Raw genomic sequence first — 24,659 nt, forward strand, 5'->3', positions numbered from 1 at the left:
GGAGGGACCTCGTTTCATGCCGCGGGGAGGGAAGAGGCAGGGAGGAGAAGGGGCATGGGGTGTGCCGGCGTCAGGTCACCAGCCGAAGACGCCCGCCGCGTAGCGGGGGTACAGCGCGATGGCCAGGGCGAGCGGGAGCAGCGCCGCGGCCCCGGCCAGCAGTGGGGTGCGGGCGGTGCCGAGCGCCCTGTGCACGGGCATGCCCGCCCCCTTGGCTACTTCCGCCGCGTGGAGCCCCGCGATTGCCAGAGTGACCGCGGCGTAGGACAGCGCGCCGAGGATGCAGAGGAAGACATAGCCGGCCGCGGGGCCGGTGAGCTCCCCGTACACGGCCGCGCACGACAGCGTCAGCGTGACGGCCAGATGCGGTGCGACCAGCCGGAGCGGCAGGGGTTCCAGGCCGTTGCGGGCCTTGGGGGTGACCTTGAAGACGACGGGACGCGGTCGCAGCCGCTGCCGTACGGCCGCCGCCACCCCCCAGGCGACATAGGGCCAGCGGGACAGGCCGAACAGCCAGTTCTCCCAGCTCAGTACGGGGGCGTCGCGCGGTCGCAGCAGGCCCCGCCGCCGCATGAACACCGTGAGCAGCACCAGCCACACCGACATGGCCCAGAAGTGCACCAGGAACACAAAGTAGTTCACATTGATCCAGGGGATGCCCACCACCGCCGCCACGGCGGGCAGCGCCAGCCCGGTCGTCGTGACCAGCGCCAGCATGGGGTAGAACGAAAGCGTGTAGAGGAAGCGGATGCGCAGCTTCCAGGGGAGCCGTCTCAGATGCCGCGGCAGCAGCCCGAAGAGCATGAAGGTCAGGCTTCGCGACCACTGGAACTCCTGAGTGATCATGGCGGCGAAGGTGTACGGCCCTTCGCCGTGCGCCTCGGCGTCGATCGCGAACGCACCGTGCCAGCCAGCCGAGTTGAGCAGAAATGCCGTCGAGAAGTCCTCCGCCAACTCCGGGCCGAGGCCCCCGATGTCGCGCAGGGCGGCGGTGCGCACCGCGTAGTGGGAGCCGATGCACACCGGGGCCAGGCCCCCCGAATGGCCCAGCTGCACCGCGCCGTGGAAGATCGCCTCACGGTAGAGCCTGCCGCGCGCCGCCCACGAGGAGTCCGCGTTGGAGTCGCAGACGCTCGGCGCGGCCACATAGCCGATGGCGGGGTCCGCGAACGGCCGGACCACCTCGGTGAGATAGCCCGGCTGCGGCACATGGTCGCAGTCGAGCTGCGCGACGACGTCGTAGTCGCGGTAGCCCCAGTGGTCGTAGAAGTAGGCGAGATTGCCTTCCTTGCACTTGGTGCGGCGGGGCCAGTCGGCGCGGTGGTAGTCCGGCCGCCCGGTGCGGGTCGACACCCGCACTCCGTGCTCCGCACACCACCGCTGGATCTCCGGTGACGGGTCCTCGTCGCAGAGCCAGACGTCGTATGCGTACGGGAAGTCCTGGGCCAGCATCGCCCGGAGCGTTTTCTCGGCCACCTCCCACTGTTCCGACGGGGCGCGTGTGACCGCGAACGCGGTGCGCAGCTTCGGGACCTCGGCCCGCGGCTGGAAACGCTGGAGTCTGATGACGGCGACGATGAACTGAAGGGGGAGGAGGGAGAGATAGAGCAGGAGCAGGCTGTTGACGGTCAGGCCGAGCCAGCTCACCCGGTGCTCCGGCTGCAGCCACCAGATCCAGAACCAGATGACGCAGGTCAGCCAGCCGGTGGCCAGTGCCGTCACCTTCAGCCGGTCGCGCCGGGGCAGACAGGTCGCGAAAGCGTAGGGCCGGGGCTTGAGGGGGCGGGGGTCGAGGTCGAAGGACGGGCCGTCGGCGGGGACGTCGAGGATATTGCCGTCCGACAGGTGCAGGATGTGGGTCCGCAGGGCTTCGGGGTCGGGCGGGCTGCCGGGTGCGGGCGCCGCGGCGGGCGGCGGTGCGGGCGGTGGTACGGCGGTGGCCGGTGCGGACGATCGTACGGCCGTGGCCTGCGGGGCCTGCGGGGCCTGCGGGGCCTGTGGGGCCTGCGGGGCCTGCGGGCGGTCGAGCGGGAGGGTCATGGCAGTCCCGACCGCCCGGAGTGCAGCAGCCTCGCTCCGGCGGCCAGGTCCTCGGGGCGGGCCGCGAACCACTCCACCGTGCGGCGCAGCCCCTCCGCGATGTCGACCTCCGGGTGCCAGCCGAGCAGTTCCTCGGCGAGGGCGATCACCGGGCGGCGGCGCACCGGGTCGTCGGCGGGCAGCCCGCGGTACTCCACCGTGGACGAGGAGCCGGTGATGTCGAGGACCAGTTCGGCCAGCTCCGTGACCGCCAGTTCCCTCGGATTTCCCAGATTGACCGGGCCCGCCTCGTCCGAGTCGAGCATGGCGATGATTCCGCGGATCAGATCGTCGACATAGCAGAAGCTGCGGGTCTGCTTTCCGTCCCCGTAAACGGTCAGCGGTGCTCCGCTCAGCGCCTGGGTGATGAAGCTGGAGACCACGCGTCCGTCGTGCGGACGCATGCGCGGACCGTAGGTGTTGAAGATGCGTACGATGCCGACATTTGCGTCGAGGGTGCGCCGGTAGGCGAAGGACAGCGCTTCGGCGAATCGCTTGGCTTCGTCGTACACGCTGCGCGGGCCAATGGGATTGACATTTCCCCAGTAGTCCTCGTCCTGCGGATGGAGCAAGGGGTCGCCGTACACCTCGCTCGTCGAGGCGAGGACCAGGCGTGCGCCGTGGCGGTGGGCCAGACGCAGGGCGTTCTCCGTGCCGCGGCTGCCGGCGGCCAGGGTCTGCAGGGGCAGCCGCAGATAGTCGGGCGGTGAGGCGGGGCTCGCCAGATGGGTCACGGCGTCAACCGGACCGGACACGTCCACGGCGACGCTGACATCTGTGTGGCGGAATTCAAAAGCGGGGTTCTGTCTCAGCCGGGCGATGTTCTTCGGCTCGCCCGTCGAGAAATCATCCAGGCACACCACGGAGTCGCCGCGGCGCAGCAGTGCCTCGCACAGATGCGAGCCCAGAAAGCCGCCGCCGCCGGTCACAACAACGCGCATGACTTATCTCCAGCGGTCTCGGTTATCGGACAACCGCAGAAAAGCGTATGGACGTTCATAGGATTTTCTGTGATGGTTTCCGGCGCTGCTGCGCTGATCGGCGGGCATCTGGCGGCCGCGGCGCGCGCCCTGCGGGCCGGGGGCCGTCGGCCCCGTCACTCGGGCGTGTGAACGGGCTCCGGGCGAGTCGCCCGGCCGGTCGGCAGGGGGCCGTGTGCCGGTCCGGCGGGAGCCGTGTCGTTGACCGGGCTTCGGATGGCGTAAGGTGGTGTTCACCGACGCGGGGTGGAGCAGCTCGGTAGCTCGCTGGGCTCATAACCCAGAGGTCGCAGGTTCAAATCCTGTCCCCGCTACTCGCATACGGCGGCCCGGCACTTCTCACAGGAGTGCCGGGCCGCCGTCGTCGTGCCCCGGTGGCTTCGCCGGTGAGCGGCAGGGGCATCGTCCGGTCGGCCGACGGCCGGGTCGCCGTGCGGCGCGGATCCGGCCAGCCTGGGAGGGGCGCGGTACGGTCCGCAGCCTGAGCGGACTGGGCAGGAGAGCATCGGTGGGGCAGCGACGGTACGAGGACGTGAGCTCGGCGCAGCTCTTCGTCCGTCTGCTGCCCGGTCTGATGATCCTCGGCGGGGTCGTCTTCGACTTCGCGACGCCGGCCAAGTTCACCGCCGTCCCCATGTTCGCCGCATCCCCGCTGATCGCCGCGCCCTTCTTCTCCCGGCGCGCCACCGCCATCACCGGCCTCGCCGCGATCGTCGGCGTGATGGGGATGCACGCCTACAACCACACCGTCAGCCAGATCACGGCCCTGACCGAGACCACCACGCTGGTGACGGTGTCGGCTCTCGCGCTGCTCATCAATGACGTCGTACGGCGCGGCAACGAGCGGCTCGCCTCCGCGCGGGTGATCGCGGAGACCGCGCAGCGCGCCGTGCTGCCCACGCCCGCGGAGCAGATCGGCGGGCTGCGGGTCGCCGCGCGATACGAGGCGGCGCAGGCGGACGCGTTCATCGGCGGCGACCTCTTCGCCGTACAGGACACGCCCTACGGGGTGCGGCTGGTGGTCGGGGACGTACGGGGCAAGGGGCTGGACGCGGTGGAGGCCGTGGCCGTGGTCATCGGGGCGTTCCGGGAGGCGGCGGAGCAGGAGCGCTCGCTGGAAGGCGTCGCGGGGAGGCTGGAGCGGGCGCTGGCGCGTGAGGGGACGCGGCGCAGCGGGCTGGACGCGGTCGAGGGGTTCACCACGGCGGTGCTCGCGGAGGTCTCGCGGCCGCTGGACGCCGTACGGGTGGTGAACCGGGGGCACCCAGCGCCGCTGCTGCTGTACGCCGACGGGCGTGTGGACCTGCTGGAGCCGGCCGAGGCGGCGCTGCCGCTGGGCATGGGGGACCTGGGGAGCTGGCCGGACCGTGCGGAGGCGCGGCCGCTGCCGCCCGGGGCGACGCTGCTGCTCTACACCGACGGGCTGTCCGAGGCGCGCGATGCCGACGGCGTCTTCTACGACCCGGGGGAGCGGCTGAGCGGCCGGATCTTCCCCGGTCCCGAGGAGCTGCTGGACGCGCTGGTCGAGGACGTCCGGCGGCACACGGACGGCGGGACCACGGACGATATGGCGCTGCTTGCGGTGATGCGTCCGACGGAGCGGCAGCCGCGGAAGCGCAGGACGGTGCCGGTCGTCCGGGCCAGCGCGGACGACCGGCACCGTCCGTAATCGAGAGGGAGCCCTCCGCATAACATTTGACACACAGTCAGTTCTTGGGCGGGTTCAGAGGTGGGGCGCGAGAGGACTGAGGGGCGGTCAACTTGCCTATCTGTATGTGCTTATGTCCAGTTGTGTCTCGCGCAAAGAACTTAAAGATCAGACGGAACGGCTTGGATTCCCGAGCGGGTGTCTATTAACGTTCGATAACGCAACGCGGTTGTCCCAGCCGTCGTCAGAGGCGGCGCCGTGCGTGTGCGCCGAATCCTGAAAGGGAGCCGGGGAACCACTATTTGGGGTGAATCGGACACCTTCGCAGCCTGCGAAGGCGCCGTAGGAGACCTTCCTGCTCCGAACCCGTCAGCTAACCCGGTAGGCGAGAAGGAAGGAAAGGAGTACGCCTCCGTGGCGTCCAACAAACCTGCCCCCGAAGCACCCTTCGAATCCGCCTACTTCGGTGAGCGGGCTGCAGAGCGGTCTTGGGGGGAGTGGAACCCCACCGAGGACTCCGTCCGTCCGGTGCGCGGCCGGCACCGCGTCGTCAAGCAGCGCGGCGGACTCGCCCGCAGCTCCACGGTGCTCGGCGTGGGCGTCATCGCCGCGGTCGGCGCGGGCGGCCTGGCCACCGCCCAGGACAAGCCCGCCGTCTCCATATCCCTTCCGGACCTGCCCGAGGCCGAGTCCCTCCCGGGCGTCGGCGCCCTGATCGGCAGCTCCGACGACTCCGGCGACGGCGGCGACGGCGAAGCGTCCGACGACTCCGGCGCAGCGGACCAGGACGGCGGCGCGGGCAGCGGGTCCTTCGCCATGCTCGGCTCCGGCTCCGGCTCCGACAGCCCCGAGTCGAGCGCGGGCGGCGCGGGCGAGGCGCTGCGCGCCCGCATCCTCCAGCAGGCCGAACAGCAGCAGGCCGCGGCCGAGGCGGAGGCCAAGGCGGCGGCGGAGCAGGCCGCAGCCGAGAAGGCAGCGGCCGAGGCGACGAAGCAGCAGGCGGCGGCCGAGGCCAAGGCCGCCGAGGAGAAGCGGAAGGCAGAGGAGGCCGCCAAGGCCAAGGCGGAAGCGGAGCGCCTCGCCAAGCTCGCCGCGAGCTACTCCCTGCCCACCTCCTCGTACACCATCACCTCCACTTACGGCCAGGCCGGTTCCATGTGGTCCTCCGGCCAGCACACCGGCCTCGACTTCGCCGCGCCGACGGGCACCCCCGTCAAGGCCGTGCACAGCGGCACGGTCAAGTCCGCCGGCTGGTCGGGCTCGTACGGCTACCGCATCGTGCTGGAGCTTGAGGACGGCACCGAGGTCTGGTACGCACACCTGTCCTCCATGACCGCGAGCGCCGGGCAGAAGGTGACGGCCGGCGAGACCATCGGACGGGTGGGCGCGACCGGCAATGTGACCGGCCCCCACCTCCACCTTGAGGTGCATACGCCGGGCGGCGCGGGCGTCGACCCGATGGCGTGGCTGCGCGGCAAGGGCCTGACGGTCTGACGGCTCCCCCGCCCCCAGGCGCACGCTGCCCCGCGGCGCGCCTGTGCGGCGGCGCGGCCGCCCGCGTACGCGGCAGCGTCCGCACACCGAACGCCGGCAGCTCTGGTGCACACCCCCCGACGCCAGGGCTGCCGGTCTGCCGCGCCGCGGGCGGCAGCCCCTCCCTCCCCCTGCGGGTCCTGGGGCGCAGGCTCCCCCTGCGGGTCCTGGGGCGCAGGCTCCCCCTGCGGGTCCTGGGGCGCAGGCTCCCCCTGCGGGTCCTGGGGCGCAGGCCCGCCGGGCCGCCGCTGCCTACGCGCGGTACGGGTTGTAGCCCCCGTAGTCCCGGTACGGCGGCGGGGACCACACCTGGCCCGACGCCCGCGCCGCGTACGTCAGCGCGGGGCCGGCCACCTCCCTGCGCTGCCACAGATGGTGCAGCAGCTCCCGCTCCCGCTCCGCGAAGTCCTCTCCGGCCGTGCCCCGGTGGGCCCGATGGCGCAGAAACGCCAGCGTGGTCGCGAAGGACTCGTACTCGGACACCGCGTCCGCCGCGGGCTTGCCGAACGTATGGCGGGCGAAATCGCGGGCCATCGCCCGCGCCCGCATCGACGACAGGGCGGGCGGCTCGTCCGGAGACAGCCAGCCCGCCGCCGCGTACGCGGGCAGATGCGTGGATATCGTGCGCAGCTCACGCTGGCGCGACCAGATCGTCAGCCAGGTCAGCAGCCCGAAGGCCGGGACCATGAACGCCCCGTAGACGGCATAGAAGCCCCAGGGGCCGAGGAGCGTGGCCGAGCCGTTCCACAGCGCGTGCACGCCCATCGCGAGCAGGAGGCCGAGGACGGGCAGCGCCGTCCTGCAAAACCGGCGGCGCCGGGCCGCGAGCGCGGCGAACCCGAAGCCGAGGCCCGTGAGCACCGTGAAGAGCGGATGGGCGAACGGCGACATCACGATCCGCACGAAGAACGTCGCCGCGGTCACCGACTCCAGGCCCGAGGTGCCGAGTGACTGGTCCTCGCCGAAGGCGCTGCCCAGATAGAGGATGTTCTCGGTGAAGGCGAAGCCGGTGGCGGTGAAGCCCGCCACGACGACGCCGTCGACGATTCCCGTGAAGTCCCTTCTCCGGAAGAGGAAGATCAGCAGGATCGCGGCGGCCTTGGCGCTCTCCTCGACCACGGGGGCTATGACCGTCGCGCCGAGGGTGTCGGCGCTCGCCGGGTCCGCAGTGGCTGTCGCTATCCAGCGCGTCGCGAACGTATTGGCGATGATCGCGACGAGCGCGGCGGCGCAGGCGCCCCAGGCGAAAGCGAACAGAAGATTCCGCCAGGGGCCGGGCTGCACCCGGTCCAGCCAGCGGAAGGCGGCCATCAGGAGGGGGACGGGAAGGGTGGCCAGGCCCAGGCCGACGAGAAAACCATGGGTGCCGGTCTGCTCGCGCACCAGCGCGAGGATCATCAGCCCGCACAGGGCCAGCAGGGTGATGACCGCACCGGCCCGGACGGCCTTGCTGCGCCACAGGTGCGACACGCGGCGCGGCTTGTAGCGCCACCGGGAGCGCTCGGGCATGGCGGCGAGCAGCTCCGCCAGCTGCTGCGGGGAGTGCAGCGGAGGCGGCGACTGCGGCGACTGCTGCGGCTGCGGTGGCGACTCGGACACCAGACGACCCTAACGAGGGGCACTGACAGTGTGCGACCGTGTTGTGGCTGCGATCAGGAGGGTGATACCCGGCGGAACAGCAGGTCGTGCACCACATGGCCCTTTTCGAGCCCCTGCCCTTCGAACCGGGTCAGCGGCCGGAACGCGGGCCGGGGAGCGTAGCCGCCGTCGGGCTGGGTGTTCTCGAAATCCGGGTGCGCGGTGAGCACCTCAAGCATCTGCTCGGCGTACGGCTCCCAGTCCGTGGCGCAGTGCAGCACGCCGCCGGGCTTCATCCGCCCGGCGGCCTGCGTGAGGAACTCGGGCTGGATCAGCCGCCGCTTGTGGTGCCGCTTCTTGGGCCAGGGGTCGGGGAAGTAGACGCGCACCCCGTCGAGCGAGCCGGGCCGCAGCATCTCGCGGAGCAGGATGATCGCGTCGCCGTTGGCCACCCGGATGTTGGACAGGCCGTTCCGTTCGGCCAGAGCGAGGAGGTTGCCCTGGCCGGGAGTGTGCACGTCGACCGCGAGGATGCCGGTGTGCGGGTCCTCCGCGGCCATCTGCGCGGTGGCCTCGCCCATGCCGAAGCCGATCTCCAGGACGACTGGCAGCCCGCCGAACATCTCGTCCAGGTCGAGGACGCGCCGCCCGTCGATGTCCAGACCCCAGACGGGCCACAGCCGCTCCAGCGCACCGGCCTGACCTGCGGTGACCCGGCTCCGCCGCGGCTGGAAGCTCCGGATCCGCCGCTCGTGGTGCGATCCGGCGGGATCGGCGGCGGGGCCGCCGGGGAACCGCGGTGCTCCCTTGGGGCGGTGGCTCACACGGGTGGCGCCGGAGGGCGCGGGGTCGGGGCCGTCGCCGGGTACGGGGTTTCGAAGCTGCGCAGACACAATGCCCCGATTCTACGGCGCGGGGTCCTGGGGGCGGAGCCCCCGCTTTCCGTAACTGGGGGCTCCGCCCCCAGACCCCTTGTACAGCCTTCGGCCGTGTCCAGCTACCTCCCCCAGACTCCTCCCCCAGCTACCTCCCCCAGACTCCGTCCGGGGGTACCCCCACGGAGGTGCCCCCAGGGGTACCCCCACGGAGGTGCACCCAACGGGCTTGATTTGGCTGCGCCAAATCCCAGCCCCGCCGGCAATGAGGCTTGCACATTCAGCCCCGCCGACGCTTGAGGCGCCGGGTGCCGCACAATCCAGCCCCGCCTGGGGGTACCTCCCAGCGGTAGCTGGGGGAGTTTGAGGCGCGGGGGTCCGGGGGCGGAGCCCCCGGGAAACGGGGCTGGGGCGGAGCCCCAGGGGCTAGTTCTCCGTCAGGGCCGACAGCGCCCGGGCGGCGACCTCGCGGCCGATGGGGAGCGACGCCGTCGCCGCGGGGGACGGGGCGTTCAGGACATGGACCGTGCGGGGGGCTTCGTGGATGAGGAAGTCGTCCACGAGCGTGCCGTCCCGCAGCACCGCCTGCGCCCGCACCCCCGCCGCCGCGGGCCGCAGATCGGTGGCGGTGATCTCCGGGAGGAGCCTGCGCACCGCGGCGAGGAAGGCCGGCTTTGACAGGGAGCGGTGCAGCTCGCCCGCACCGTACCGCCAGTGGCGCTGGGCGATGCGCCAGGAGCCGGGCCAGGCCAGGGTGGCGGCCAGCTCGGCCGGGCGGACCGTGGACCAGCGGTAGCCCTCGCGCGCCAGGGCCGGGACCGCGTTCGGCCCGACGTGCACCTCCCCGTCGATCCCTCGGGTCAGATGGACGCCGAGGAAGGGAAAGGCCGGGTCGGGGACCGGATACACCAGGCCGCGCACCAGCGCGGGCCTGGTCAGCTCGTAGTACTCGCCCCGGAAGGGGACGATCCGCATGCCGGGGTCGTCGCCGGCCAGCCGGGCCACCCGGTCGCAGTGCAGCCCCGCGCAGTTCACCAGGACGCGCGCCCGTATCACCGTGCCCGCGGTGGTGCGGACCGCCACGCCCCAGGCGCGCCGGTCGATGGCGGCGACCTCTTCCCCATACCGGATGTCCGTGCCGGAGGCTTCCGCGGAGGCGGCCAGCTGGGCGGCTGCCGCGCGGAAGTCGCATACCCCCGTGGTGCCGACGTGGATCGCGGCGAGGCCCCGCACATGCGGCTCGTGCTCCGTGATCTGCGCGGCTCCCAGCTCCCGCACCGGAATGCCGTTCTCCCGGCCGCGCTGGACCAGGGCGTGCAGCCGGGGCAGCTCCTCGCGCTCCGTGGCGACGATCAGCTTGCCGGTGACCTTGCAGTCGATCCCGTACTCCGCGCAGAACTTCACCATCTCGGCCGCGCCGCGCACCGCGAACCGCGCCTTGAGCGAGCCGGGCCGGTAGTAGACGCCGCTGTGGATCACGCCGCTGTTCCGCCCGGTCTGGTGCCGGGCCGGTCCCGGCTCCTTCTCCAGGACCGTCACCTTGGTGCCGGGCGCCGCCCGGGTGAGCGCATAGGCCGTCGACAGGCCGACGATCCCGCCGCCGACCACCAGCACCTCACAGTCGTACGCCCTCAACGCGACACCTCCCACCCCGATAGTGCACTGGCCCACTGACAATGCCGTTAAACCAGCTCAGACAGTGGCGTGGGCCTCCCCCCCCCCACGACCGCGGACGGCTGTGCGCGGGCTACGCCGGGGTCATCAGGAGCGGCCGGGCCCGCTCTCTGAGCTCCACCACCCTCGGCTCGTCCCCGTACGGCTCCAGCCGGTGCAGCAGATCCCGTACGTACTCCGTCGTACGGGCCGAGGAGATGCGCCCGGCGACCTCCACCGCGCGCGTGCCCGCCGCGCAGGCCGCGTCCAGGTTCCCCGACTCCAGCTCGGCGACCGCCGAGACCACCAGCCGCAGCCCATGGGAGCGGACGAACTCCTCCGTGGGCCGCGACAGCGCCTGCTCGGTGAAGCGGCGCACCTGGCGGGGAGCCTTCAGATCGCGGTAGCACTCGGCGGCGTCGGCGGCGAAGCGGTCGTACGAGTAGAAGCCGAGCCACGTCGGGTCGGAGTCGCCCTCGCGGGCGCGCTCCAGCCAGCCCTCCGCGGCCCGCAGCGCGGAGCCGGCCGCGGCGGCGTCGTTGGCTTTGGCGTGGGCGCGCGCCTCGACCAGCCGGAAGAAGCTCATGGTGCGGGCGGTGGCGAGGCCGCGGTTGCGCTCCAGGGCCGCCTGGGCGAGGTCGACGCCCTCGTCGGCGAAGCCGCGGTAGGTGGCCTGGAGGGACATCGAGGCCAGCACATAGCCCCCCAGGGGCACATCCGCGGCCGCGCGGGCGAGCCGCAGCGCCTGGATGTAGTAGCGCTGCGCCGCCTCCTGCTGCCCGGTGTCGAAGGCCATCCAGCCGGCCAGCCGGGTCAGCTCCGCGGTCGCGCCGAAGAGCCCGCGGCCCACCTCGTCCGAGTAGGAGCCGAGGAGCAGCGGGGCCGCGTCCACCCTCAGGCACTCCGGGACCATCGACGAACGCCAGTCCCCGCCCCCGTATTTGGAGTCCCAGCGGCGGGCGTCCTCGGCTGCCTCGCGCAGTTTCGCCACATCGCTGTGGCCCACGCGCGCGGGGGCCTCGTCGCCGCCGTCCGCCGAACGCTCGACCGAGGAGTCGGCGGGCGTTATCAGCCAGCGGGAGGCGGGTGTCGCATAGGCGCTGACCGCGAACGATCCGGCCAGCGACTGCCAGATCCCGCCGCTGCCGGTGCGCCGCCCCGCGAGGTCAAGGCGGTACAGCTCGGTGGCCGTCTTCACCGCCTCGCCCACGTCGCGGGGGAAGGCGAGGCCGACCTCCGGGGCCGGGTCGGCGTCGGCGAGGCCGATCTCGTGCAGCGGCACGGGACGGCCGAGTTTGGCCCCGATCGCCGCGGCGATGAGATGAGGCGCGGCGCCTTGGGGCACCATGCCCTTCGACACCCACCGCGCCACCGAGGTCTTGTCGTAGCGAAGGGTCAGACCGCGCTGCGCGCCGAGGTCGTTGACCCGCCGGGCGAGACCGGCGTTGCTGATTCCCGCGAGGGCGAGAACGGTGCCGAGCTTTTCGTTCGGCCCGCGTTGCTCCCTGGACATGCGCCACCCCTCGACACACAGACGGCCGCCGCGTCGCTGCCCGGGCGCGCGGCTTTCGTGCTGAGTCCTCCCGGTTCGCACGCCCGGGATCACGGCTGCAAAGGCATGTGGCCGAGCCCCCGGGAATATGCGCCCCCGCGGAGAACATCAGTAAACCCAGCGTAGTTCGCCGCATCCCGACCGTTAAGGGGCGGTGTTCCGTATGGCGAGATTGTTGTGCGTAACGCGCGACGGCCTTCTGACGGCGGGCAGTTGGCCGGCGTCCGTGACGCCGCGCCCGCCGGCCGGCCGGCGGGCGCGGCGGCGGGGCGAGGGGGGTGGCGTGGGGAGGCGCGAAAGGGCGGGGCCCGGCCCGGCGGCGCGGGGAGGGCGTCGGGACGCGGGGCGCGGCAAGACCGCCCCGGTCACCCCCCTTGCGGCCTGTGTGGCCGTGCTCCGGGCGTGTGGCCGTGCGCCTGTGTGTGCGCTCTGCCCCGACTGGTGGGGGAGCGCTTCCATGAGTGCTGCGTGGGTCGGCCCGCCGTGGACTTCAACCGGTGGGCTGGGGGATGCCGCCGCCTCAATCCCCGCGGGCGGCGGACCGGTCCGGGGGGCGTGCCGCGTCTCCCGGATCGTGCGTGGAGGCCGCCGCAGGGCCATTGCGGGCCCTCGCGGGGCCGCCGCGCGCCCGCCGCGCGGAGATCGACGCCCCCCTCCCGGCGGCCTGCACAGCCATCTGTACGGATGTGTGCGCGGCCCTGTGTTCGCGGCGCAGATTGGCCGAATGTCGACGTTGCTGCATGAGCCAACTTCCCCTTGCTGAAGGCTTGTTCGCATCCATTGAGGTGAAGTGCGGACACACTTCCGGGGGCTTGAAGGGGGCGTGCGAGGGTGCTTCCGGGAGGTAAGTGGCCCATGCCAGGGGCGCGTTCACTTTTTGCGCGCGCTACCCGCAGCCCCGCGTGCGCGCCTCCTTCGTGGCAGCATGTCCCCCAGATGTGAAGCGGTGGATGTGGTTGTCCACAACCTGTGGAGGCGGCGATGCGGTGGCTGGTGGGATGGAGCAGTGTCGCCGCACACTTCGGCACGGCCGGGGCCGTCGGGGACCCCGCCGGCGCGGCCGACGAAGCCCGCACCGTCCACCCCGTCGGCTCCCAGCTGCTGTGGGGCGACCCGGATCCGCTGTGGGCCGTGGGCGACTGGCGGCCCGATGAGATCCGCGTCGTCACCGCCGACGCTCCCCCTCGCACCACCGGGGCCGCCCCCGTCGCCAGGCTCGCCGTCCTGGGCTGCTGCGCGGCCAGCGACGAACAGCTCAGACTCGGCCTTTTCGCGGCACGCGGGGGCGCACTGAGGCATCTCACCGCCTGGCCCGGCAGCTACACCGCCGTCGTCCAGGTCGGTCGCCGCGTCACCGTGATCGGCGATCTCGCCGGCGCCAGGCCCGTCTTCTACACCCCGTGGGCGGGCGGCACCGCCTATGCCACCGCCGCGCTTCCGCTCGCCGACCTGATCGAGGCGCAGCTCGACATCGGGCATCTCGCGGCGCTGCTCGCCTGCCCGGAGAGCCCGGAGGCGCTCGGCGACTCCACCCCGTACGAAGGGGTCAAACGCATCCCGCCCGGCCATGCGCTGATCCTCCGCGAGGGCTCACGTGAGATCACCGGATACGAGCCCGTCGCCTCGCTCGCCGTCGCCGGACCGCGGATCGACCCGGACCGTGCCGTCGACGGCGTACGTGACGCCCTGATCGAAGCCGTACGGGCCCGGCTCACCGCCCCCCGGCACGCGCCGGAGACCCTGCCGCCCGACCCGGGGCCCGTGCCGGGCATGGGGCCCGCCGAACGGCGCGCCGCCCGCGGACGTTCCGGGCCGGCGCCCGGCATCGGCGCGGATCTGTCGGGAGGCAGCGCGTCCGGCACGCTCGCGCTGCTCGCCGCGGGCCTGCCCGGCGTGCCCGGCACCGTACTGGGACATGGCACGGGAGCGGGCGAACGGCTCCTCGCCGTCACCTTCAACGATCTGGCCACCGGCGGCCGCGAGGTACGCGAAGCCGAACTGGAACGCGCCCGCGCCATCGCCTCCAACCCCCGGCTGCACCATGTCGTGGTCGCCGCAGGCGAGGAGGGCCTGCCCTACACGGGACTCGACAGCGGACCGCTGACCGATGAGCCCGCGCCCTCGCTCGTCACCGCGGAACGCCACCGCTCCCGGCTCGCCGCGGGCAGCGCCGACCACTTCACCGGGGCAGGGGCCCGGCAGGTGCTGGACGCCCACCCGGCCCGGCTCGCCGATCTGCTGATGGACCGACGCCGCCGCCATCTGCTGCGGCCCGTCACCGCGCTCGCGCGCGCCGAAGGGCCGTCGCCGCAGTCGCTGTTCATTCCGCTGACCGTCTACCGGGCCGCCCGCCGACTGGCCCGCACCCCCTACCGCACCGGCATGGAGAAGGCCGCCGGGCGGCTGCTGGAAGCCAACCGCACGCCGGGGCGCGGCGCGGGCAGAGGCGGCCCGGGCGGCCGCGGCGCCGGGCGCGGGCCGGGCGGCGCACGGGACGGCTTCGCCGACCTCATGGACGCCGACGGGCCGCTCAGCGCCTCGCTCGCCGCCCTCGCCTGGTCCCGGCCGGGGCCGGCCGCACGCTGGCTGACCGGTGAGGCGCTCGCGGAAGTATCGGTTCGCCTCAGCGCGGCGGCGACCCGGCCCGTCTCCGTGCAGCGCCCGGGCGAGGCGCGGGCCCGCGCGGCCCTCGCCCGCCACGCCACCGACCAGCGGATTCTGGAGCAGGCCGCGGAGATCCGCAGCCAGCGGCTGCACGCTCCCTTCCTCGACAACGCCGTCGTACGCGCCTGCCGCGGGCTGCCCGAGTCGCTGCGGGTCCAGCCGGGCGCGCGCGCCGCGATCCTGCGCGACGTGCTCGCGGGGGCGGGCATCCACGACCTGCCGCCGGGCTGGGGCGCGACCACCCACGCGTATGCCGCGGCGGCGGCACGCGCGGGGCTGCGCGCGGCGCTGCCGCATCTGATGGCCCTCTTCGACGCCCCGCTGCTGGCGGACGCCGGACTGGTGGAGGCCAGGGTCATCCGCAAGGCCCTGCGCCAGGCCGCCGACGGGGAACCCGTCCCCCTGGACGGACTGGCCGACCTCGTCTCGACCGAACTCTGGCTCAGACGGCTGCTGTCCCGCCGCGGCACGTGCTGGACGGGCGCGGCCGCCCCGCGCCAGCGGGCCGTCGCGGCCGGCGTCCCGCCGCGCCGCACCCTCCAGTCCTGACCGCGCACCGCCTGACCGCGCACCGCCTGACCGCGCACCGCCGGACCCCGCACCGCCGGAGCAGCGGCTCCGGAGCGGCCGCTCGGATTAGCTGCCGGGCTCGGCTGCCGGGAGCGGCCGCAGGGATCGGCTGTCCTGAGGCAGGTCAGCGGCAGCTGATCTGCGACTCGGCCCAGTCCGCGAGCGTCGCCGAGTCGAACGCCGACTGCGGCTCCACGACCAGCCGCAGCGTCTTGTGCCCGACGAGCGACACATTCACCGGCACCGCCGGGTCCCCGCCCCGGATCACCGGCGAACGCCACAACCGCGTCCCGTCCCCGTAGACGGAGAACCGCACCGCGCCCAGCCCCAGCATCATGTCGTCCACGCCGGCTTCGGCCCGGTAGGCGGTGCACGAGCGGTTGAGGTCGATGGTGACGGAGGACCTGCCGTGCACGGTGGCCCCGTGTGCGTAGTGCGTGCCGGCGATCGACATGCCCCAGCGCTGCCAGAGCCAGCTGCTCTCGCCCAACCGCACTTCGGGCCCGGTGTGGTCGCCGAGGATCCCGTATCGGAGCTGATTGACCTGATAGACCTCCGGGGCCGGAGGCGGCGGCTCCGGTGTGGGCGGCGGTGTGGGAGTCGGCGTGGGGGACGGCGTGGGCGTGGGCGGCGGGCTCGGCTCCGGGGCGGGTGTCGGAGACGCCGCGGTCGGGACGGGTGCCGGCGCGGGCGCCGTGGAGGGGGTCGGTGGGGGCGTTGGCGTCGGGGTCGGTGTGGACGCGGGCGGCGGCGCGGCGGGCGCCGCCGCGGGCGGGGCAGGCGGCTCGGAGGGCTCCGGGGACGGCGACGGCGACGGCGGGGCGGGCTCCGCCGGCGGCAGCGGTTGCGCGGCAGGGGGCTTGGCCTGCGGCACGGGCTCGGACTTGGGTTTCGGGTCGCCGGCCAGCGCCCAGACGACCGCCGCCGCGGCCGCGGCGGCCAGCGCCGCCGCGATGGTTGCCTTGGCAGCGGCCCCTATGCCCTCGCCCGCCGCCCCGCCCGCCGCCGACGAACCACCCGACGAGCCGGACGCCCCGGCCGTACCGGACGCCCCCGCCGAACCGGCGGCCCCCGATGCGCCGGCGCTCCCGGACGTTCCACCCGTCGCCGCGGCCGCCGCGCCCGCACCCGCCGCCCCAACGGCCCCTCCGGCCACCACGCCCGCGGCCTTGAGCGAATACCCGGCGGCGAACCAGCCGATGACCGCGACCGGCAGCAGCGCCGGAATGCCCGCATTGACATGCTCCAGCTCGCCCGCGGCCAGCCGGCACCTCGCGCACTCCTCCAGATGTCTGCGCAGCCCCCGCTCCGCCCGCATCCGCAGCCCCCCGCGGGCATACGCCCCCAGCCGGTCCGCATACCGCGCACAGTCCCCGCCCGAGGTGAGCGCGGAACTCACATGGGCCTGCAGATACGCCTGCTTGAGGCCCTCCCGCGCCCGACTGGCCAGCACCGCCGTGGCATTGGCCGTCAGCCCGAAGAGCGGTGCGATCTCGCTCGGCGACTCCTCCTCCACCGTCGTATGCCACAGCACCGCCTGCCAGCGCTCCGGCAGCGAACGGAACGCCTGCAAGGCAAGCGACTGCTCCGCCTCCTGCATCGCGCGCACATCCGCGCCCAGATCGAGGCCCTCGGCACGCGCCCCGTCCGCGCTGCGCGCCGCCTCCACGGCGAACACCGCGAAATCCTCGACCAGATGCTCCCGTTTCGCCGTTTTCGCCCAGGCTGCGGCGACCCGTCGCACGGTCGTCAGCAGATACGCCCGCACCGCCTGCTCAGGGCCCGCGCCCCTGCGGACCGCCTGCAGCGTCCGTGCGAAGACCTCGGCCGTCAGATCGTCGGCGGTGTGGGCATCCCGGCAGCAGCTGCGCGCATAACGCCGCACCGCCTCCGAGTGACGGCGGAACAGCTCCTCGTATGCGCTGTCCTCGCCGTCCCGCATGCGCTGGACGAGATCGGCGTCCGACGGAGGCGCCTCCACGGGCGGCGGCAGTACGGACTCCCCCTGCCTCGCCCCCCGCCGACCCGTGTGCCGGCCGTGTCCGCCCCGGCGTCCCCTACGCCCGCGCTGCGGCGGCACCGAATGCCCGCCAGAATCCCAGCCCGCGCCGGAACCGGAACCCGCCTCCGCCGCCAAGCCCCGGACGTCAGCCGCTTCGGAGCCCGCACCACCGCCCGGCATCCCGGATGCGCCCCGGGGCCCTCCCTGGCTCGGGACCTGCCGCGAAGGCAGACCGGCGGACTCATCGCCGCCCGCACGGTCGAGAGACTCGTCCCGGCTGTCACCCCGACCGTCACCGCTCATCGCGGAAGCTCCCGTACGCACGCGCGGACTCGAACACCGGGCCAGAGTGCCACAGAGCCGCTATACGCCGAACCCTCAGGTCCCGCAACCACCCGTCCGGGGAGACTCCCCGAAACCGGGCACGAGCCTTCACTCGTTCGGGTAATGCCCCGACGGCCCTATGACGACCGCATGCAGCAGGCCGGTTCACCAGCCGACGCGCCAGCCTGTTCACCGGCCGGTTGACGACCCGGTCGACCGGCCGGCCGACCCGCGGGCCCCGCCTCCGGAGACGTCAGACCGCCCGCGGCCGCAGCCCCTCCAGCAGGATGTCCAGCAGCCGCTCCGAGGCCGCCGCCTGCTGCACCGCGTCCGGCAGGGAAGGCGCGGCCGTGGCTATCACCAGCAGCACATCGGCCACCGTGACGTCAGTGCGCAGCTCACCGGCCTCCCGCGCCCGCTCCACGAGCTGCCCCACAACCTCCAGCAGCTCGTCCGCGCCCGACCCTTCCTGCTCCTCCGCCGGCACCCCGCGCGGCCCGACCACCCGCGCCGCGCCCGGCCCGCCCGCCCGCTGCTGGGGCACCCGGACCTCTTCGCCGCCGTCACTCGGCTGGCCCTCGCCGTCCACGCGCACCCGCAGCACCTGCGGCGGCAGCAGCCGGCCCGCGCCCGACGCCACCGACGCCCGCAGGAAGCACGCGAGCGCCGGCCAGGGCTCCTCCTCCTGCCCCAGCGCCGTCCGCGCCTGCTCCGTCAGCCGCGCGGTCTCCTCCTCGGCTATACGCCGCACCAGCACGTCCTTGCTGGGGAATCGGCGGTACACCGTCCCCACACCGACCCTGGCGCGCCGCGCCACGTCCTCCATCGGCGCGCCGTAGCCCAGCTCGCCGAACACCTCGCGCGCCGCCCGCAGCACATGCTCCAGATTGCGCTGGGCGTCCACCCGCAGCGGCGTCTGACGCCCGGCGCCGACGGACCCCGCGCGCGTGGCGACCGCCGTCGGCGCGCCCGGCGACGCGGACTTAGGCGCTGACGCAGACGCAGACGCTGACCCGGTCGCAGGCGCTGACGCCGACGTGGTTGCCGCCCCCGCCGGGATGTCGGCGGTGTGCCAATGCGTGTCCTGGATGTGCATATGTGTTCCCCCGGTCATGATGTCTCCCCCCGGAGACTTTCCCCACCCTGGTCTTTCGGGCGTGCCGCGTCCGGACACCCCGACGAGGTACGAACATAGTTGAGCCCGGGTCAATTCAGAAGAGGGTGGTTCCGCACAGAGCGCCCCCCGATCGGAGCAAGGGCCGGAAGGTTCCCTATTACACCCCCTCCCCTCACCCCCCACGCCTATCCTGACCTGCACGCCTTCCATCCCCCGCGGCAAGCGTGCCGCCCCGCTTCCGCGCGGACTGCCGGTCACACAATTCGCCGGGGCTGTGGACAAACGCCTGAGCCCGTTGCCTCATGGGATGGTGAAGGCTGCGAATCCCGGCGGGACGACCCCCGGCCGACGTCCGGACAGGCGCATCCTCGTCGTCGGCGGAGGCTATGTCGGCATGTACACCGCGCTGCGCCTCCAGCGGACGCTGAAGGCCGAGCTCGGCCGCGGCGAGGTGGAGATCCTGGTGGTCACCCGCGACCCTTATATGACATACCAGCCCTTCCTGCCGGAAGCAGCCGCAGGCAACATCTCCCCGCGCCATGTCGTGGTCCCGCTCCGCCGGGTGCTCGACAAGTGCGCCATCCTCATCGGCGAGGCCACGGCCATCGACCACGCCAAGCGCACGGCTGCCGTCAGGACCCTCGCCACGGACGAGGAGGGCGCAGGCCCCCGGGAGATCTCCTATGACGAACTCGTCCTCGCGCCCGGCTCCATCTCACGCACCCTGCCCATCCCCGGTCTCGCCGACCACGGCATCGGCTTCAAAGCCGTCGAAGAGGCCATCGGCCTGCGCAACCATGTCATCGAGCAGATGGACATCGCCTCCTCCACCCGCGACCCCGCCATCCGCGACGCAGCGCTGACCTTCGTCTTCGTCGGCGGCGGCTTCGCCGGAGTCGAGGCACTCGGCGAACTGGAGGACATGGCCCGCTATGCCGCGCGCTACTACCACAACATCAAGCCCGCCGACCTGAAGTGGATCCTGGTCGAGGCCACCGACCGCATCCTCCCCGAGGTGGGGGAGCGGATGGGCAAGTACGCGGTACGGGAGCTGCGCGCCCGCAACATCGACGTAAGGCTCGAAACGCGCCTGGAGTCCTGCGAGGACCGGGTCGCCGTGCTGAGCGACGGCTCGCGCTTCCCCACCCGCACCGTCGTGTGGACAGCGGGTGTGCGGCCGGCGCCCCTCCTGGCCGCCACCGATCTGCCCCTCAACGAACGGGGACGGCTGCGCTGCACCGCCCAGCTCACCGTCGACGGCGTCGAACACGCCTGGTCGGCCGGCGACGCCGCCGCCGTCCCCGACCTCACGGCCGGCGAACCCGGCGCCGAGTGCGCGCCGAACGCCCAGCACGCCCTGCGCCAGACCAAGGTCCTCGCCGAGAACATCGCAGCCTCGCTCAGCGGCCGCCCCTTGAGGGAGTACGCCCACAAGTACGCGGGCTCCGTCGCCTCCCTCGGCCTCCACAAGGGCGTCGCCCATGTCTACGGCCGCAAGCTCAAGGGCTATCCCGCGTGGCTGATGCACCGCATGTACCACCTCAACCGCATGCCCACCTTCAACCGCAAGGCGCGGGTGCTCGCCGAATGGACCCTCGCCGGCCTGTTCAAACGCGAGATCGTCTCCCTCGGTTCGCTGGAACATCCCCGTGCGGAGTTTGAACTCGCCGCGGGCGGCAGACGTACATCCCAAGGGCCCGACGGGCCCTTGGGATCCGGCGACTCCAAGGACGGGCACGGCAGCCCCAAAGACCGTCCGAAGGACGGTCCGTAGCGGCAGGACTGTCAGTCCGGTCGGTCACACTGGACGTGTGACCATAGGTGGGCTCACACCTGCGCAGAGTGACCCTTGGCGACAACCCATTGAGGCTAGAAAGTCAGTGAACTTCACGCGTTGGAGCGCAAGGCTCCCGGGTACGCAGCGTCGCGCCGCAGCGCGCAGGACCGACCATGGGCGCTCCCCGGCCCAGCGGGGGGAAGGCTCGGTGCCCGCGGCCCGCGGCGAGTACACCCGGCAGCCGGAGGCCCCGCCCGACGCCCCCGCCCTCGACGACTTCTCCGTCGGCGAGATCCTCGGCCGGCTTCCCGCCCTGGTCGCCCTCGTGTACGGACCGGAACACCGCGTCGCCTATGTCAACGACGCCTATGCGGCGGTCTTCGGGTCCCGCAAGGCCGGCACGGCAGCCGCCGAGAGCTGTCCCGAGCTGGCGGAGCTCGGCCTGCTCCCGCTGATGGACCAGGTGCTGCGCAGCGGCAGGCCGCGGACCGTCAAGTCCCGCAAGGTCCAGGGGCATGGCTCGTACACCATCACCTGCCTGCCCGCAGAGCGCAGCCGCGCCGCCGCCGCACTGCCCGCCGGATCGCCCGCAGACGGCGCGGAAGCCCCCGCAGCCACAGCAGGCACAACAGGTACGGCAAGCACAGCAGGCACAACAGGTACGGCAGGTACGGCAAGCACGGCAGGTACGGCAGGCACAGGGGGCGCCGACGACGGCGGGAACGTCGCAGGCGTCCTCGTCTTCGCGGCCGACGTCACCGACCAGGCCGAGGCGGCCGAGCGGCTGCGCGCCAGCGAACGCCGCCACCGCGAGACCGCCGTCACCCTCCAGAGGTCGCTCCTGCCCCAGGAGTTGGAGCAGCCCGACGATCTGCGGATCGCCGCCACCTACCAACCGGGCGGCACGGACGCCGCGGTGGGCGGCGACTGGTACGACGTGATCACCCTCGGCGCCGGCCGCACCGCCCTCGTCATCGGCGATGTCATGGGCCGCGGAGTGCGCGCCGCCGCCGTCATGGGCCAGCTCCGCACCGCCGTACGGGCCTATGCCCGCCTCGACCTGCCGCCGCACGAGGTGCTCCAGCTGCTCGACGGGCTCGCCTCCGAGATCGACCCCAGTCAGATCGCCACCTGCGTCTACGCCGTCCACGACCCGAACGAGGGACGCCTCGTCTACGCCTCCGCCGGCCATCTCCCCATCCTCGTCAGGGACGAGGACGGCACGGTCCGCAGGGCGGAGGAGCCGACCGGCCCGCCGCTCGGCACGGGAGGCTGGCTGCACACCTCGGGCTCCATCGCCCTGCCGCCCGGCGCAAGCGCCGTCCTCTACACGGACGGGCTGGTCGAGCGCCGAGACGAGGACATCGACAAGGGCGTGGCCGCGCTGGAGGGCGCCCTCGCCGGCGCGACGGGCGGACCCCAGGTCGTCTGCGACCGGCTGATCCGCTCCCTGGGAGTGACCGCCGACCACGATGACGACGTGGCCGTGCTCGTCATCCAGCACCCCACCCGCACCGGCATGGACGCCGAGCTGTTCCACAACGCCGCCCTGGACCTCCTCGGCGGTGTGGAGGCCGCCCCGCGCGCGCGGGCCTTCGCATCAGGGGTGCTGGCGTCCTGGCGCTTCTCTCCGGAGCTGCACGATCTGGGGGTGCTGGCGGCCAGCGAACTGGTCGCCAACTCCCTGAAACACGGCACGCCGCCCATGCGGCTGCGGCTCCGCCGCACCGACCGCCGGCTGACCATCGAGGTGACGGACGGGGACGACCATCTGCCGCGCCGCCGCCGCGCCGAGACGGAGGACGAGGCGGGCCGCGGAATCTCGATCATCGCGACGATCGCCTCGTCCTGGGGAAGCCGCCGCACCCCGGGCGGCGGCAAGGCGGTCTGGTGCGAGTTCGCCCTGCCGCGCTGACGGGGTGCCATCCGCTCACTGGGCAGCTGTTCGGTGACCGGTGGGCAGCCGGTCAGCGGCAGCCGGTCAGTGCGCGGCGCCTACGGCCGTCTCCGGCGACGCGGGCTTGTGCACCGCCACCACCCGCGACGCCGCGGCGAGCGACGGCTGGTCCTGTACGGGGGTGAGCCGCCGCCCCAGCCGCAGCGCCAGCACCGTGATGCCGAGCGAGAAGAGGATGAAGGTCACGATGTACGGGCCGGGCAGCATGGCCCCCATAGGACCGCCCACCGCCGGGCCGATCGCCAGCGCCAGCTGCTTGACCAGTGCAAACGCGGAGTTGTACTGCCCCACCATCGACTCGGGCGCCAGATCCGCGACCAGCGGTGCGACCGTCGGCGACAGCATCGCCTCACCAAGCCCGAACAGCGCATACGTGGAGATGAAGGCGGCCGTCGCCATGGCCTGGCTGCCGTGCCCCAGGCCCGCGTATCCGGCCGCGATCCACGCCACGGCCCACAGCAGCCCGACTCCGGCGATCACCCGGCTGCGCCTGCGGCGCTCGACGAACTTCAGCACCAGGAACTGAGCAACCACGATCGCCCCGGTGTTCGCGGCCATCGCCACGCCGAGCGTGGAGGCGTCGATCCCGGCGGTCTCCGTGCCGTACGCCGTGAGACCTGACTCGAACTGCCCGTAGCAGGCGAAGAACAGCACAAAGCCCAGCACGCACAGCTGCACCATGGCCCGGTGCCCCAGCACCGTCCGCAGCCCGCCCCTGGCCTTGGCCTCGGCGTTCTCCGGCAGCGCGTCGCGCAGTGACGGGGCCTGCGGCAGCCGGATGGTCAGCGCGAGCCCCGTGAGCACCAGGAACATCACGGCTTCGATGGAGAACAGCAGGGTGAAGCTCGCCGGCCGGCTCTCGTCGACGATCTTCGACCCGATCAGCCCGCCGATGCCCAGCCCCAGGTTCTGCAGAAAGAACTGCATGGCGAACGCCCGGGTGCGGGTGGCGCTGCTGGAGCACCACACGAGCATCGTCGCCAGGGCCGGCTGCATCACGGCCGTACCGCTGCCGAGCAGCGCGGCGGACAGTACGACGGCGGGGACGCTTCCCGACACGCCCAGTGCTGCGGCTCCGACGGCCGCCAGCACAGCGGCCCCCACGAGAACCGGCAGCGGCCCGCGGCGGTCGATGATCCGTCCGGTGAAGGGGAGGGCGACGAGTGCGGCGATGGCGAACACCGCGAGCACCACACCCGCGGTCGTCGCGCCCAGCTGTCTCACCTGCGCCACATAGACATACAGAAAGGGAACGGTGAAGCCGAGTCCGAACGCACTCAGCACGTTGCCTGCCTGGATCCGGCGCATCGCGGCGCCCATCGCCCTGGTCACACTCACCTGCCTTGGTTCTGAAGATCACGAAGATCTGGGGGTTTGAAACATGTGAAGCCCTCAGGTCTGAAGACTTCAAGCTTAAAGTTCGAAGGTAAACAGTACACATCCAAGGACTTCAACGCCAACGCGCTGCATGCGATACTGCGGCGCATGCCAACTGCGACCCCTGAGGGCCCCGAGACCTCTCCCGAGCCCCGGGAACCGAGCCTCGACGAACAGATCGCCGCGTATCAGCGAGAGTTCGGCGATCTCGACCCGCAGGTCGAGAAGGTGGTCTCGGCTCTGGGCCGGCTCAATCGGCGGATGAACGTGGCGTATGGCCGCCAGGTGGCTGACCTGGGCATCAGCAACACGGAGTGGGAGGTCCTCAAGACCCTCGTCCTCTCCGGCGCCCCCTACCGCATGGGCCCCGGCGACATTGCCCGCCGTCTGGGTCTCACCCCGGCGGCGATGACGCACCGCATCGACCGCATGGCGTCGGAGGGCCTCGTTACGCGCGACCGGGACGAGACCAACCGCGTACGCGTCATCGTGGAGCTCACCGACGAGGGCCGGGCGAAGTGGCTTGAGGCGATGCGCATGGCCACGAGCTTCGAGGAAGATCTGCTCCAGGACCTGTCCGGCGAGGAGCGCGCGCTGCTGGGCGAGCTGCTGATCCGTGTGCTGCGCCGGGTTGAGGACACCCAGCCGGACGCGGGCGGTCGGCTGACCGACCTGGACTGATCGGCCAGTGCTTGACACGCACCTGCGCGGTCCGTAGAGTTCTTCGGGTTGTCACAGAGCCGGAACGGTTTTGCGGCGACAGATCCCGCCGCCGAGAGCGGCAACCCAACTCACGCACGACCTCCCAGCCGGGATGAATTTCGGCATGCCGAAATTCATTTCAAAGGCTCGATTATGAGCCGCCCGGGAAATCGGCTACAGTTTGGGCGTCGGAACGGCCGCAACGGCCGGAAAGGCAACTCCCGCTGACTGGGAATCAGGTCTGAAAGGATCTGATAGAGTCGGAGCCGCT

Annotated in this window: 15 protein-coding genes, 1 tRNA gene and 1 riboswitch; of the genes, 7 read left to right on the top strand and 9 right to left on the bottom strand. The window is 72.6% G+C overall.

Going from position 1 to position 24,659, the window contains the following annotated elements:
• Positions 1–75: 75 nt before the first annotated feature.
• Positions 76–2,040, bottom strand: coding sequence for a glycosyltransferase family 2 protein (locus tag OF819_RS22575; RefSeq protein ID WP_267245434.1), 1,965 nt, complete (start codon positions 2,038–2,040; stop codon positions 76–78).
• On the bottom strand, positions 2,037–3,020 hold the full coding sequence (locus tag OF819_RS22580; protein WP_267245435.1) for a UDP-glucuronic acid decarboxylase family protein: 984 nt from the start codon (positions 3,018–3,020) through the stop codon (positions 2,037–2,039). The genes OF819_RS22575 and OF819_RS22580 overlap by 4 nt, the downstream gene beginning before the upstream one ends.
• Positions 3,021–3,299: 279 nt before the next feature.
• Between OF819_RS22580 and OF819_RS22585 the strand changes: the two genes are divergently transcribed.
• The 3 genes from OF819_RS22585 (at position 3,300) to OF819_RS22595 (ending at position 6,201) form a co-directional block, all read left to right on the top strand.
• Positions 3,300–3,373 (top strand) — tRNA-Met (locus OF819_RS22585).
• 194 nt (positions 3,374–3,567) lie between these two features.
• A complete protein-coding gene (locus OF819_RS22590) occupies positions 3,568–4,728 on the top strand; it encodes a PP2C family protein-serine/threonine phosphatase (protein ID WP_267245436.1) in 1,161 nt (386 codons plus the stop codon).
• A gap of 236 nt (positions 4,729–4,964) precedes the next feature.
• Positions 4,965–5,110: riboswitch (cyclic di-AMP (ydaO/yuaA leader) on the top strand.
• Positions 5,111–5,121: 11 nt separating this feature from the next.
• On the top strand, positions 5,122–6,201 hold the full coding sequence (locus OF819_RS22595) for a M23 family metallopeptidase (RefSeq protein WP_267245437.1): 1,080 nt from the start codon (positions 5,122–5,124) through the stop codon (positions 6,199–6,201).
• Between the two features lie 291 nt (positions 6,202–6,492).
• On the opposite strand, the gene OF819_RS22600 is transcribed toward OF819_RS22595, so the two are convergent.
• The 4 genes from OF819_RS22600 to OF819_RS22615 all read right to left on the bottom strand — a co-directional run bounded on the left by OF819_RS22600 (position 6,493) and on the right by OF819_RS22615 (position 11,859).
• Positions 6,493–7,839, bottom strand: a complete 1,347-nt coding sequence (locus OF819_RS22600) for a PrsW family intramembrane metalloprotease (RefSeq protein WP_416370597.1) — start codon at positions 7,837–7,839, stop codon at positions 6,493–6,495.
• A gap of 53 nt (positions 7,840–7,892) precedes the next feature.
• Positions 7,893–8,642 (bottom strand): tRNA (guanosine(46)-N7)-methyltransferase TrmB, encoded by a 750-nt coding sequence (trmB, locus tag OF819_RS22605; protein ID WP_267245450.1) that lies wholly within the window; start codon positions 8,640–8,642, stop codon positions 7,893–7,895.
• 477 nt (positions 8,643–9,119) lie between these two features.
• Complete coding sequence (gene lhgO, locus OF819_RS22610; RefSeq protein ID WP_267245438.1) at positions 9,120–10,328, bottom strand: L-2-hydroxyglutarate oxidase; 1,209 nt, start codon at positions 10,326–10,328, stop codon at positions 9,120–9,122.
• Between the two features lie 112 nt (positions 10,329–10,440).
• Positions 10,441–11,859 (bottom strand): MFS transporter, encoded by a 1,419-nt coding sequence (locus OF819_RS22615; protein ID WP_267245439.1) that lies wholly within the window; start codon positions 11,857–11,859, stop codon positions 10,441–10,443.
• 1,020 nt (positions 11,860–12,879) lie between these two features.
• Here OF819_RS22615 and OF819_RS22620 point away from each other — a divergent pair.
• Positions 12,880–15,111 (top strand): asparagine synthase-related protein, encoded by a 2,232-nt coding sequence (locus OF819_RS22620; RefSeq protein ID WP_267245440.1) that lies wholly within the window; start codon positions 12,880–12,882, stop codon positions 15,109–15,111.
• Positions 15,112–15,256: 145 nt separating this feature from the next.
• On the opposite strand, the gene OF819_RS22625 is transcribed toward OF819_RS22620, so the two are convergent.
• Both OF819_RS22625 and OF819_RS22630 read right to left on the bottom strand, forming a co-directional pair.
• Complete coding sequence (locus tag OF819_RS22625) at positions 15,257–17,437, bottom strand: sigma-70 family RNA polymerase sigma factor (protein ID WP_267245441.1); 2,181 nt, start codon at positions 17,435–17,437, stop codon at positions 15,257–15,259.
• 274 nt (positions 17,438–17,711) lie between these two features.
• Entirely contained in the window at positions 17,712–18,572 is an 861-nt protein-coding gene (locus tag OF819_RS22630; RefSeq protein WP_267245442.1) for a TetR/AcrR family transcriptional regulator, read from the bottom strand.
• 310 nt (positions 18,573–18,882) lie between these two features.
• Here OF819_RS22630 and OF819_RS22635 point away from each other — a divergent pair, with 310 nt between their 5' ends.
• A complete protein-coding gene (locus OF819_RS22635; protein WP_267245443.1) occupies positions 18,883–20,349 on the top strand; it encodes an NAD(P)/FAD-dependent oxidoreductase in 1,467 nt (488 codons plus the stop codon).
• 106 nt (positions 20,350–20,455) lie between these two features.
• Entirely contained in the window at positions 20,456–22,267 is a 1,812-nt protein-coding gene (locus OF819_RS22640; RefSeq protein WP_267245444.1) for an ATP-binding SpoIIE family protein phosphatase, read from the top strand.
• A 66-nt stretch (positions 22,268–22,333) separates the two neighbouring features.
• On the opposite strand, the gene OF819_RS22645 is transcribed toward OF819_RS22640, so the two are convergent.
• Positions 22,334–23,629 (bottom strand): MFS transporter, encoded by a 1,296-nt coding sequence (locus OF819_RS22645; protein WP_267245451.1) that lies wholly within the window; start codon positions 23,627–23,629, stop codon positions 22,334–22,336.
• Between the two features lie 165 nt (positions 23,630–23,794).
• Here OF819_RS22645 and OF819_RS22650 point away from each other — a divergent pair, with 165 nt between their 5' ends.
• Entirely contained in the window at positions 23,795–24,367 is a 573-nt protein-coding gene (locus tag OF819_RS22650) for a MarR family winged helix-turn-helix transcriptional regulator (protein WP_267245445.1), read from the top strand.
• Positions 24,368–24,659: the final 292 nt, after the last annotated feature.

Origin of the sequence: Streptomyces sp. PR69, assembly GCF_026420845.1 — a bacterium.
GTDB lineage: Bacteria > Actinomycetota > Actinomycetes > Streptomycetales > Streptomycetaceae > Streptomyces.

Bases quoted from the DNA above. Each gene is read 5' to 3' on its own strand.
- OF819_RS22575 (WP_267245434.1), bottom strand. From the start codon at position 2,040: ATGACCCTCCCGCTCGACCGCCCGCAGGCCCCGCAGGCCCCACAGGCC.
- OF819_RS22580 (WP_267245435.1), bottom strand. From the start codon at position 3,020: ATGCGCGTTGTTGTGACCGGCGGCGGCGGCTTTCTGGGCTCGCATCTG.
- OF819_RS22615 (WP_267245439.1), bottom strand. From the start codon at position 11,859: ATGTCCAGGGAGCAACGCGGGCCGAACGAAAAGCTCGGCACCGTTCTC.
- OF819_RS22620 (WP_267245440.1), top strand. From the start codon at position 12,880: ATGCGGTGGCTGGTGGGATGGAGCAGTGTCGCCGCACACTTCGGCACG.
- OF819_RS22625 (WP_267245441.1), bottom strand. From the start codon at position 17,437: ATGAGCGGTGACGGTCGGGGTGACAGCCGGGACGAGTCTCTCGACCGT.
- OF819_RS22630 (WP_267245442.1), bottom strand. From the start codon at position 18,572: ATGACCGGGGGAACACATATGCACATCCAGGACACGCATTGGCACACC.
- OF819_RS22635 (WP_267245443.1), top strand. From the start codon at position 18,883: ATGGTGAAGGCTGCGAATCCCGGCGGGACGACCCCCGGCCGACGTCCG.
- OF819_RS22645 (WP_267245451.1), bottom strand. From the start codon at position 23,629: ATGGGCGCCGCGATGCGCCGGATCCAGGCAGGCAACGTGCTGAGTGCG.
- OF819_RS22650 (WP_267245445.1), top strand. From the start codon at position 23,795: ATGCCAACTGCGACCCCTGAGGGCCCCGAGACCTCTCCCGAGCCCCGG.